This window comes from Novosphingobium sp. FG90 (genome assembly GCF_057808725.1).
This window is the reverse complement of record NZ_JBMDIO010000023.1, coordinates 1-11974: the sequence shown is the minus strand read 5'-3', so window position 1 is coordinate 11974 and position 11974 is coordinate 1. Positions and strand designations below refer to the sequence as shown.

Here is an 11974-nt window from a genome sequence, read left to right as displayed (position 1 = left end):
GCAATGACGAACGAGGGGTCGTCAGATTTCCACTTGCGAGCCGAGTTCCACGACCCGGTTGGTGGGCAGGTTGAAGAATTCCATGGGCGTGGCCGCATTGCGGATCATCCATGCGAACAGCTTCTCGCGCCAGATCGCCATTCCCGGCTTGTCCGACGCGATCAGCGTCTGTCGGCTGAGGAAGTAGCTGGTGTCCATCGATCCGAACGGTGCGCCGCAGGTGGTGACCGTCTTGAGCGAGGCGGGAATGTCGACGTCTTCCAGGAAGCCGTGGCGCAGGCGCATGCGATAGAAGTTCGCGCCGTGATCGGTGATGGTGATGCGGCCATCCTCCGGCATCAGCGGGACCGCCTCGGTTACCACGGTGAGGATGACGATGCGCTCGTGCAGCACCTTGTTGTGCTTGACGTTGTGGAGCAGGGCGGGTGGCACCCCCTCGCTGGTCGAGGAAAGGAACACCGCCGTTCCCGCGACGCGGCGCACCGATCCGGCAGTGGACTTGATGAACAGGTCGAGGTCGATGGCGCCGACGGCGAGATAATGGCGCATGATCCTGCGCCCGCTCGACCAGGTGGTGAGCATCACGAAGACGATCGCGGCGACCAGCAGCGGGAACCAGCCGCCGTCGGGGATCTTCGTCGCGTTGGACAGGAAGTAGGCGCCGTCGATGATCAGGAACAGCCCGGTGACCGCGCCCGCCACCATGGGCGGCCAGCGCCAGACGCTGAAGGTGAGGACGCCCAGCATGCAGGCGGTGATCACCATCGTACCCGTCACCGCGATGCCGTAGGCCGCCGCCAGACTGCTCGACGAGCGGAATGAAAGAACCAGCAGAACGACACAGACCAGCAGCGCCCAGTTGACGATCGGGACGTAGACCTGCCCTTCCGCCGCCGCGCTCGTGTGCAGGATGCGTAGCCTCGGCAGGAAGCCGAGCTGGACCGCCTGCCGGGTGATCGAGAACGCGCCCGAGATCACCGCCTGGCTGGCGATGACGGTGGCCATCGTCGCCAGGATCACCAGCGGTAGCCGCGCCCATTCTGGGGCGAGCAGGAAGAAGGGGTTGCTCGCCGCCTCGGGACGGTCGAGCAGCAACGCGCCTTGTCCCATGTAATTGAGCATGAGACACGGCAGGGCGGCGTAGAGCCAGGCGATGCTGATGGCCTTGCGCCCGAAGTGCCCCATGTCGGCATAGAGCGCCTCCGCGCCCGTCACCGCCAGCACGACCGAGCCCAGCGCGAGGAAGGCGAGCCTGGGGTCGAGCGCGAAGAAGTGCCAGGCCCACCAGGGGTTGAGGATGCCGACGATCTCCGGATGGACGACGATGTTCGTCACCCCCAGCACCGCCAGAACCACGAAGTAGACCGCCATGACCGGCCCGAAGAACGTTCCGACCCGCTCCGTCCCGTGCTTCTGGATCAGGAACAGGCCAAGGAGGATCACGATCGCGATCGGCAGTACCAGTTCGCCCAGCGACGTCTCGACGACCGTGAGGCCCTCCACCGCTGAAAGCACCGATATGGCCGGGGTGATGATCGCGTCGCCGTAGAACAGCGCCGTCGCGATCACGCCCAGCATCGCGATCACCGGCGTCCAGCGCGTTTCGCCCAGGCTCCGGCCGATCAGCGCGAGCAGGGCCATCGAGCCGCCCTCGCCCTGGTTGTCGGCGCGCATGACGATGAAGACGTACTTGGCCGTCACGATCAACGTCATCGTCCAGAAGATCAAGGAGAGCACGCCGAAGATATGGGCATGGTCCACGACCAGCGGATGGTGTCCGACGAAGCTCTCCTTGAGCGCGTAGAGCGGCGATGTGCCGATGTCGCCGAAGACCACGCCGAGTGCTCCCAGCGCAAGCGTCGGCAGCTTGCCGTGCGGGCCGCCGCCGTGTCCGTCGGCCGGGCCGGTCTGATCGCTGCTCAAGTCATGTCCCTCGGGTTGCTTCGTCATATGCCCATGCCACACAAGCGCGTTTGATCTCCATATGGGCAAAGTACCCAAGGCATATGATCGGCATATGATTTGCGCTTTTTCCGCATGAGTGCCCCCTTTTCGATCCTATGCAATCTCAACGCCGTGCGTCGGGTTCCACTCTCGAATTACTATGCGGAGATGCGTAGTTGAGACGCCTCCTGAAGGGAGGTGACGTATGGTCCGTTGGCATGAAACTCTGGCGGCACAGATCGGGTTGCGCGTCGGCGGTCTTGCCATCCTGTCGCTGGCATGGATGGTAGGGCATGCCCTCTACGATCGGGTGCATGCGCACCCGCCGTCACCGGCAAGCGCGGCCGAACTTGGCCTGTGCGCGATCTTCGTCGTGCTGCTCGTCATCGGCAATGCGCTAATGGTCGTGGGGCCTGGCCTGTGGAAGCAGGTGTCGGTGCCGGGATGCTGGTCCGCCGCCCTTGTCGAGGCGAGGCAATTCGACGTACTACTGTATCGCGATACCCCTTCTGCGGGCACGGGCATGTTGCCGTGCAGGGGTGGGGCATCTCCCGATGGGTTTTCGGGAAATAGATTGGCATAATGATATTACTATGCATCTCCGCTTTTTCCGATCTCGATATAAAACGTAGATACAGTCTACTTGACCGTCCTCGAATCGCTCCGCCCGGTAGGGGTGGAACACTCAAGAGGACAGAATGAAAACTATTGCCAAGATCGCCTTCATGCTTGCAGGCCTTGCTCTGCCGGGCGCTGCCCGGGCGCAGCAGGTTGAAGCTGCGAACCCGGCGACCTCGCCGCTCACCCTGTCCGGGTCGGCGACGGTCACCTCCGACTACCGCTTTCGGGGCGTCTCGCAGTCCGACAGGGAGATGGCCGTGCAAGGCGGCTTCACCCTAAGCCACGAGAGTGGCCTTTACGTCGGCACATGGGCGTCCAACCTGGCGGGCTGGGGCACCTTCGGAGGCTCCAACATGGAGCTCGACCTGATCGCCGGCTACAAGGCGCGAGTTGCCGGCAATGCCACGCTGGACGTCGGCCTGACCTGGTACATGTACCCTGGTGGTTCCGACGATACCGACTTTGCCGAACCCTATGTCAAACTCTCGGGTACGACGGGTCCGGCCACGCTGACGGCCGGCGTCGCCTATGCGCCCGGACAGTATGCGCTGGCCAACGTCTCCAACGCTCCGGACAGTCGTGGCCAGAAGGAGGACAATCTCTATCTGTGGGGCGACGGTGCCCTTGCCATCGGGGGCACGCCGATAACTGCGAAGGCGCACCTCGGCTATTCGGACGGCAATCCCGGCCTCGGCCCCAACGGCACCAGCGTGGCGCCGACCGGTACGTACTGGGATTGGTCGCTCGGCCTCGATGCGACCTGGCGCAATGTCACTTTCAACATTTCCTATGTCGATACCGACATCGCCGCGTCCGAGGCCGCACGCCTGCAGCCCAACTTCAGCAAAGGGGAGGACGGGCGGGGCTCCATCGCCGGTGCCGCCGCCATCGCGTCGCTGACGGCAGCATTCTGACACCTGCATCATGACCCCGGTGAAGGGTGCGGCCGTCCCGGGCGGCCGAGCCCTTCCCGGCCTCGCGCCGTGGCGCCCGCAAATTGTATCGTGCGCCCTTCATGTCATTTCGAACAAGGCCCGCGCTGCGTGTGCGTCCCGAGGCTTGCCGAAGTAATATCCCTGGATCTTCCGGCAGCCGAGAGTGCGCACGAAGTCGACCTCCTTCCGGGTTTCCACCCCTTCGGCAGTAGTGGCCATGCCGAGACTGTCGGCCATGGTGACCACCGCCTGCAGGATAGCGAGGCATTCCCTGCTTCCGCCCGCCGCACCCTGAACGAATGATCGGTCCAGTTTGATGGCCGAAAACCGTATCCTGCGCAGGTAGCCGAGCGACGAATAGCCGGTTCCGAAGTCGTCGAGCGCCACGGTACAGCCAAGCGACATGACGTGTTCCAGCGCCGCACAGGCTCGTGTGGCATCGCTCAGGAAGATGCTTTCGGTGACCTCGATCTCGAGGCGTTCTGCGGCAAGGCCGCTCGCTGCCAGGGCACTGCCGACACTGGCGACGAAGTTTGCATCCAGCAATTGTTCTCCCGATACGTTGACGGCGATGCGCACGTCGCCGCGCCAGTTCGCCGCCTCCTTGCAGGCTTCGTGCAGCACCCACTCGCCGATCGGCACGATGAGGCGCGTCTCCTCCGCCAGGGGGATGAACCTTTCCGGACTGACGGCGCCATGCTCGGTACTCTGCCAGCGCAGCAGGGCTTCGAAGCCGACGATCGCTTCAGACCTTGCATCGACGACCGGCTGGAAGGCGAGGTGAAGTTCGCCGCGCTTCATGGCGCGTCTCAGAGCGATCTCCAGCTTGCGACGTTCCTCCGCCTGCGCATGCAAGCCGCGTTCGTAGCGGCAGTGGGAATTGTCGCGGGCCTCCTTGGCGCGGTAAAGGGCGAGACCGGCATTGCGCATGATCGTCTCGGCGGTGGAGCCGTCCTGGGGGCCGATCGACCAGCCGATCGACGCCCCCACGAACACCGTATGCTGATTGATCTCGTAAGGCTGGATGAGGCGGTCCGTGATCCGTCGAACGAGGAGCCTCACTCGGTCGAGGTCGGATGCCCCGGGAATTATCACCGCGAAGGCATTGCCGCTGAAGCGGCCGCACAGATCGGTGTCCGCGATCTGCTCCCGCAGCCTTTCGGCGATGCGCACGAGCAAGGCGTCTCCAACATCGTGGCCGAGCGTGTCGTTCACGGCCTTGAAGCGATCGACATCGATCATCAGGAACGCGCAGGTGTTGCGCGGCTCTTGCGCGGCGCGATTGAGCGCCGATACCAGCACCTCGGTGAGCCTGGCTCGATTGGGTAACCCCGTGAGCGCGTCGTAGTGCGCCATCCGGGTCATCCGTTCGAGGCTTTCGCGACTTTCGGTTACGTCGCGCCCGGTGCCGCGATAGCCGACGAAGCTGTCCTCGCGATGGTACGGTCGGCCTGACAGTTCCCACCATCGTGCCTGGCCGTCGACGACCACCCGAACCGCGAAATTGCAAAGGTCCTCACGGCGTTTCATGCGCTCGGTGAGTTCGCAGGGTGCGTCTCCGGAACTTGTTCCCCCGATCAGCCGACGGAGCGAGACGCCCTCGATTTGGGAAGATCGGCGGCCGGCAGCGAGAGCGAAGGGGGCGGATACCCGATGCAGATGCAGCGCTGCATCGGTTTGCCAGTGCCAGTGCGCGGCACTCGGCCCCAACTCGCACGGCGATTCCAAGGCCGTGCCGGTATCGGGCATCGTTGGCGCATCGCCCTCTCTGGCGGATCCGGATGAGCGCTTTCGCTCGACGATCGCGGCGGACGTGATCGCGACAAACAGCAGTGCATTCGTCGCCATGCCCGGATCGGCCGCGAACAGGAACCAGCCCCCGCCGGAGATGCCCAGAAGGACGGAGAAGACGAGGGCAGTTCCCGGCATGCCGCTCGCACGAAAGACCGATCCGGCCATCAGGAGGGCGAGTACGGCCCACAATCGTATCGCCGTTTCCGCGCCGACCTGGGAGCCGAACGCCCACAAGGGAAATGCCCAAGCCAAAGCCGACAGCGCAGCACCGACGTACAGCGGCAGTAAGCTTGGAGGTGTTCGATCATGCGTGCTCTGCTCCGTGCGGCAGCAGTAGAACTGAGTCAGCGCGATCGTGGCCAGCCATGCGATGATGGTTGTCGGCGCGACTTTTCCTGATAGCAGAATAGCCGTGGCTGCCGCTGCGAAAACATGGACGGTCGCGTGCCGGATGATCGGTGCCGAGCCTGTCGAACGGCGTGGGGGTGCAGACCAGGCCGATCCTTCGACGAGGGGGGACGACAAGCTTGCCGTAATCATCAGGGGTGAATCCTTGGGCAGCATCTTGCTTGCGTCAGGCCTCTCTCTCTTCCCTTCCAGGCGATAAGGCTGTAAAAGTTAGCGGTCCGTAAATGTCTGTGGGCATGATGAAATCGCATGTACTGCGGGTATGGGTCTCAAAGGGCTGCGGAGGGATGATCGGCGGTTTTTCAGTCTTCGTAACCTGACGCGGCGGGCATTCGGGTCCTGTATTGCAACCGATCCGACGCTACCGTTTTGATGGCCTCGTAATACTTCTTCATGCTCTCGCCTGCATCGTTTGCGTAACAATCGGGCCAGTTTTCCCGGTGTCCGGCCCGCATTGCGCAGATGGCGGGCGGCATCCCGCCGAGCGACGGTTGCCCGCCAACTCGCCTTGCGTGGCCGATACCCTCGGAGCGGCTGCGATTGGACGTGAACGATCGGGATGGCTTCGTAACCTGCTTGCGCGGCAACTTGCTCCGTGCAGCAAGCTAAATCAGGCAACCGAGGATCATGAGGGCAATTCCCGAGAACGCGCGCGGCGGCGCGACGCGCAGGTCCCGATGCTCCGGAGCAATCCGGGGTGCGCTGCTTGTCGTCGGTGCGGCCCTGACACTCGCGGCTCCGTCTGCCCTGGCGCAGGGTTCGACGGTACTCAACCAGTCCCCGACCATCGACCGCGACAGGCTGGACCGACAGGACCCCGCGATCCCGCGCGCCGCGCTGCCGGCGGAACTACCCTCCGCAGCCGTGAGCGTGGACACTGCCGCTCCCTCCGTCGCGTTGAAGGAGGTCCGCTACGTCGGAGCTACTCTCGATCGCAGGATACTCGACGCGGCGACTGGCCCCTTCATCGGCGGCCCGCTTGATCGGGGTACGCTGCAGAAACTGGCGAACGCGGTCAGTGCCGCTTACGCGACCAGCGACATAGCGTTCTATGCGGTGAGCGTTCCCGCGCAGTCGGCGGCCGATGGCGTGCTCACGGTGCGCGTGCTTGAAGGGCGCATCGTGCAATATGCCCTGGCGGGCGAAACCAGCAGCACGCCGAAGCGGCTCATCGATGCCCATATAAAGCGCCTCATGCGGGACACGCCGACGCACAAGTCCACGATCGAGCGCACGCTGTCCCTGTTGCGGGATATTCCCGGCCAGACTGTGCAGGCCAAACTGCGCGGTACGGCGACGCCGGGCGAACTCGCGCTGGATCTGGATGTGCATCGCAAGCAGGTCGAGATTACCGTCAATCTCAACAACCGTGGCGTCTTCAACGTGACCACCGGTGCCCAGGCGCAGGTCGGGGTGGCATTCAACGGGCTGCTCCGGGAAGGGGATAGCACGCGCTTGTCGGGCTACGTTCCCCTTCAGCCACACCGCTACCAATTCTATTCGGCAAGCCACCAGACCCCGATCGGATCGAGCGGCACGACAGTGGGCCTGACCGGGGCTTACGTGCGCACCCGGACACGTGACCTCGACATATTGGGAGAGGCCAAGCAGCTGGGCATCGTCGTCAGTCATCCACTGATCCGCAGCTATCGGCGCAACCTGACGCTTACGGCTTCGCTGGATGGGACGAACAGCGACAACTATTACTTGGACACGGCCTTCGGCGGTTTTCGCACTCGTGCCGCGCGTCTCGGTGCAAGCTGGTCGGCGATCAGGGCGACGAGCGGCTACGGGGTCTCGATTTCTCTCAGTCACGGTCTCGGCGGACTGGGGGCGCAGCCGATCGAAGGGTATTCGCGGGCGGCGTTTCGCAAGGCGAACCTTCAGGCGACTTTCGTGAAGGAACTCGATCCCAGACTGGCCGCCAAGGTCAGCCTGCGAGGGCAATACAGTCCCGATCGCCTGCCGACGACCGAACGTGTCGTCCTGGGCGGCGAAGGAGCGGGCCTTGCCTATCGTGACGGGTTCCTGACTGCCGACAAGGCCCTGTCGGGAGGCGCCGAACTGTCGTGGCGCGTGTTGGGCGGCAAGTCGAGCGTGAGAGCGCTAACAATTTTCGTATATGCCGATGGTGCCCTCGCGCACACGCGGGCACGTGCGGCCTATGGGCTGGCTGGTCAGGACTACTCGCTTGCGTCTGCAGGTGGGGGGGTGCGAGTCACGCCCCTCAAGGGTTGGACGGCGACCGGGCAAATCGCAGTCCCCGTCAAGAAGCCGTTCGACGGGATGAGCAACAAGGCGCGGTTCTTCTTCAGCGTCTCGCGCACGCTCTGATTTCCCGGCTTTGCGTATACGCAAAAATTGCGAACAATCGGAAGATAGGGTGCTTCATGCAGAATGTTTGGGAGGCTTGGCCGGGCGCATTGTCGCCTGCCGAGTGCGACAAAATCCTGTCGCGCGCGAGAAAGTATTCCGAGGCCAACGCAACAATTGGATTTTCCGACACCTTGCGGAGTGACCTGGGCTATCGCAGTTCGACGATCCGATGGCTGGATGTCGTGCAAGAGCGTGACATCGTGGCGCGGCTCATGAATTTCGTGCGCTCGTCCAACCGCACCAATTTCGGTGCCGACATAGACGCGCCTTACGAAATCCAATTCACCGAGTATCGCGCTACCAACAACGGGCACTAAGACTGGCATCAGGATGTCTGGTTGGAATCGCCGCGTCCTTACGCGCGCAAGCTGTCGGTGGTGGTACAGCTGTCGGCGCCGGACGAATACAAGGGCGGCGAGTTCGAATTCTTCGGCATACAGAGCCCCGGCGACACATTCGCGGGCCGGGGGAGCGTCCTGATCTTCCCCTCCTTCCTGCAGCACCGGGTTCTGCCCGTGACTGAAGGGCTCCGCCGGAGCCTTGTAACCTGGGTCGAAGGCCCGAACTGGCGTTGATGGACCGGGCGGCACGACTGGCGCCGATTTGGTCCCTTTCCCGACTGGCTGCGGCAAAGCCTCGTAAAAAGACCTTCGGGCAGGAAGCCGGAAGTCGGATGGTATGGGCGATGCCGTAAATACCCCGCAAAGTCCGGTGCAGAATGTGGGACAGGCGATGTCAGGGCGCACTTTGGGATGGCCCCGCAGCGAAGGCAGTTCGGCTGGCCATGATACCCCACCAACCTAAAATCATGTGGAAAGCGCAAGGCAGTCAGGGTCTTGCGGCAAAGGCGGAGGAAATGAACTTGCGGCATCCCAACCCCGAATGGACGAAGCGCCTTGCAACCGGCCTCGTAGCCTGTGTCGTCGTGATCGGCACGTATTCCGCTCCTGCTGTCGCGCAGACTTACGAGGCCGACGGCGCCACGCCTGGCCAGGTGGCCGTGGGCCGGGCGCTCGATGCGGTCGCGCCTTCGGCGGCGAGCGGTTACGCGGACATTCTCAATGCGATCGATGCATTGCCCGACGCCGCCGCGCGGGCCGGGGCACTTGGGCAGCTTGGAGCAGCGCCCTATCGTTTAATGCCACGGCTTTCGATCCAGTCTATGGACGCGACCGACCGTGAGATTCGCGGCTATCTGGCACAGCGCCGTGAACTGGCGCTGGATGCATCGCCGGGCGTACCGGCAAGCGGTGACCGAACGATCAATGTGATGGTGAGCTATGGGCTCAAGCAAGGGGACTATCACGCAAGGCCGGATCGGCCCCGCGCCAACTTCGACAGTCGCTCGATCCGGGCGGGCTTCGATATTTCGCCGGTGCCGGGCCTGATCCTGGGAACGTCGATCGGCATCGATGGCATCGACGCGAACCTGGATCGCAGTCAGCGGCCGCGCAGCACGCTGTTCAACGCCGGCGTCACGCCTTACGCCAGTTATACCAATGGGCGCTATTACGTGGATGCCACGGCGGGATATACGCGCAGCTGGTATCAGCTGAAGCGGCAGGTCAGTTTCACGGGTTTCAATGACCGGCTGCAGTCCGGGCCGAATGGTGATAACGCCGCGGCTTCGGTAGAAGCTGGTGGTATCGTCAAGCTCGGCGTCCTTCGGGCGCAACCTTTCGCCGGGCTTCATTACCGTTATGCCGATCTCGGCGGGTTCGTCGAAAGTGGCGGGGCGGCAGCGCTGGCCGTGGCCAAATTCAAGACGGAATCGGTGCGCAGCAGCCTGGGCCTGCGCGCGTCCGCGTCGCTACGCCAGGGGGCGTGGACCTTGCGGCCCAGTGTCGAGGCGCAATGGCAACGCGAACTGCGGTCGCGTCCGGAGAGCCGGATCGAGGCGATCTTCCTGCAGGGCGGTACGCCGATCTTCACGCTGCCTTCCACCCGCTACGATCGCGATGGTGCGATCATCGGCGCCGGAATCAGCGCGGTGCATAGCGAGCGGACGGCGCTGCGCCTGTCCTATTCCGGTGAATTCGCCAATGACCGGCGCATTCACGGCTTCGCGGTTACGGCCAGTCATCGTTTTTGAAACTACGCTCTTTTCGCAAGGAAATAGAGCCGATCCGAACCTAGTTCGCTGGGCGGCGGAGCCATTCCTTTCGCTATGTTCGGCCCGGGTTCGGTCCAGACGGATCATGGCAGAGAAGGGGACGCACTGTGGGGAGCTTTGTTCGCGATATATTGGCCACGCTGTCCTATGAACCGGAGCCGGCGGAAGCGCTGCGTTTCGAGAGCGAAGAGATTGCGCGCCTCGACCAGCGGCTGGCCGGTGTGGCGCAGGGGGGCTCCAGAGGGCGGACGGCGATTTCGATCCGTCCATCCGACTGTTCTGTATGGGACGGAAACCCGCGTGATGTGCCCGGTCTCTCCGCAGAGAGTTGCCGATCGCTCATAGAATCGATCGCGCAGGAGGACGGGAACCGCATTCCGGTACTGGTACGTCATAACGCTCCGGGCTCGGACTGTCCTTACGAACTGCTGGTCGGCAGTCGGCGCCGGTTCTGCGTAGACTGGCTGAATCACAACGGCCGTCCGGAAATCCGCCTCAATGCGATGATCGTCGACCTGAGCGACGAGGAGGCCTTCCGCCTTGCTGACATCGAGAATCGCGAGCGGCAGGACATCACCGAACTCGATCGTGCGCGCAGTTATCAAAGTGCTGTCGATCGCTTCTACGGCGGTGTCCAGTCGCGCATGGCGGAGGCGCTGAATCTCTCCAACAGCCAGCTCAGCCGCCTGCTGTCTCTGGCGCAGATGCCAGACGAGGTGGTCGATGCCTTCGCCACGCGCGAGGAGCTGCGCGTGCGTCATTCCGAAGTGCTCACCCCACTGCTGCGTCGTGGCGAGCAGCGCGAGCGTGTACTGGTCGCCGCTCGGGTCATCGGTCAGGAGCAACAGCGTTTCGCTGCAGCAGGCGAGAAAATGATCACCGCCGCTACGGTGCTGTCCCGCCTGAAGCATGCAGCTGGAGAGGGTGGGGCTTCGCAGGGCAACGAGACCGTTTTGCTGATGGGCGACGCACGGGTCGGGCGCGTCCGTTCCGTCAGGGAAGGGCTTTCGGTGGAGCTGACGCTGACGGCCGAAACCGATCTCGAGCAACTGCTTGCGGTTGTTCGCGAGGCCGTTCTGGATAGCCGCGCGCGAATCGCTCTTGAGGTCGACGCCGCCGCGGATTGAATTATGGCGGCATCGCATCTGCGCTGAGGCAGATGCGGATATAAATAACCTTCATTCCGGTTGCTTCTTTCGGCCCGCGCGCAGACGAGGTTTTGCACGCGGGCCTTTGCTTTTCCTGGGTTCTTTCCAGATCCGGGCACTGGCTGAAGCGTTGGTGCGGACCTTGCAGGTCGTTTTCCGCGCCATCCCGTATGGTTTGCGAAACGCCCCGAATGATTTGCTGGCTACTGCTTCCCTCCTCGTGCCGGGGCGGCTTCTTCTGGACGCGATGTCTTTCCCGACAGTGCCTTAGCCTTTTCGGACTGGGCATTTTATGGAGGACAACAGGATGCCGCGTAGCAAGCAGCGCACATCGACGCGCAAATCGACTAGGCACATATTGCTGTGTGCCAGCGCCATTCCCCTTCTTCTGCTCGGAGCCTGCGCCGATGGCGTCGGGTTCCGCGTCGGTGCCGGCGGCGGTGGTACGCCTTCCGGCCCTAGCGGACCTACCGGTCCGAGTGATCCGTCTGGTCCGACTGGCCCTGGCGGTCCGACTGGCCCTGGTGGTCCGACTGGCCCTGGCGGTCCGACTGGCCCTGGCGGTCCGACTGGCCCTGGTGGTCCGACTGGCCCTGGTGGTCCGACTGGCCCTGGTGGTCCGACTGGCCCTGGTG

The 11974-nt window shown here is 63.5% G+C and carries 8 protein-coding genes and 1 pseudogene; 7 read left to right on the top strand and 2 right to left on the bottom strand.

All coding sequences use genetic code 11. From position 1 onward, the window contains the following. Positions 1 to 21: 21 nt before the first annotated feature. The gene (locus tag ACODRZ_RS18070; protein WP_488971945.1) at positions 22 to 1950 is read right to left on the bottom strand and encodes a potassium transporter Kup; all 1929 of its coding nucleotides are present in this window, start codon (positions 1948 to 1950) and stop codon (positions 22 to 24) included. Between the two features lie 199 nt (positions 1951 to 2149). Here ACODRZ_RS18070 and ACODRZ_RS18065 point away from each other — a divergent pair, with 199 nt between their 5' ends. Both ACODRZ_RS18065 and ACODRZ_RS18060 read left to right on the top strand, forming a co-directional pair. Further along, entirely contained in the window at positions 2150 to 2527 is a 378-nt protein-coding gene (locus ACODRZ_RS18065; RefSeq protein WP_488971946.1) for a hypothetical protein, read from the top strand. Positions 2528 to 2642: 115 nt separating this feature from the next. After that, positions 2643 to 3479: a TorF family putative porin gene (locus ACODRZ_RS18060; protein ID WP_488971947.1), complete on the top strand. Its 837-nt coding sequence runs from the start codon at positions 2643 to 2645 to the stop codon at positions 3477 to 3479. A 99-nt stretch (positions 3480 to 3578) separates the two neighbouring features. Here ACODRZ_RS18060 and ACODRZ_RS18055 read toward each other — a convergent pair whose 3' ends face one another. Further along, positions 3579 to 5858: a putative bifunctional diguanylate cyclase/phosphodiesterase gene (locus ACODRZ_RS18055; RefSeq protein WP_488971948.1), complete on the bottom strand. Its 2280-nt coding sequence runs from the start codon at positions 5856 to 5858 to the stop codon at positions 3579 to 3581. Positions 5859 to 6329: 471 nt separating this feature from the next. Between ACODRZ_RS18055 and ACODRZ_RS18050 the strand changes: the two genes are divergently transcribed. The 5 genes and pseudogenes from ACODRZ_RS18050 to ACODRZ_RS18030 all read left to right on the top strand — a co-directional run bounded on the left by ACODRZ_RS18050 (position 6330) and on the right by ACODRZ_RS18030 (position 11318). Beyond that, entirely contained in the window at positions 6330 to 8036 is a 1707-nt protein-coding gene (locus tag ACODRZ_RS18050) for a ShlB/FhaC/HecB family hemolysin secretion/activation protein (protein WP_488971949.1), read from the top strand. A gap of 173 nt (positions 8037 to 8209) precedes the next feature. After that, positions 8210 to 8395, top strand: a complete 186-nt coding sequence (locus ACODRZ_RS18045; RefSeq protein ID WP_488986222.1) for a hypothetical protein — start codon at positions 8210 to 8212, stop codon at positions 8393 to 8395. Positions 8396 to 8407: 12 nt separating this feature from the next. Further along, positions 8408 to 8653, top strand: a pseudogene (locus ACODRZ_RS18040) (2OG-Fe(II) oxygenase); the annotation flags it as partial. 281 nt (positions 8654 to 8934) lie between these two features. Next, entirely contained in the window at positions 8935 to 10170 is a 1236-nt protein-coding gene (locus tag ACODRZ_RS18035; RefSeq protein WP_488971951.1) for an autotransporter outer membrane beta-barrel domain-containing protein, read from the top strand. A gap of 152 nt (positions 10171 to 10322) precedes the next feature. Continuing rightward, positions 10323 to 11318 carry a ParB/RepB/Spo0J family partition protein gene (locus tag ACODRZ_RS18030; protein ID WP_488986221.1) on the top strand — a complete coding sequence of 332 codons (996 nt, stop codon included), beginning with the start codon at positions 10323 to 10325 and terminating at the stop codon, positions 11316 to 11318. Positions 11319 to 11974 lie beyond the last annotated feature (656 nt).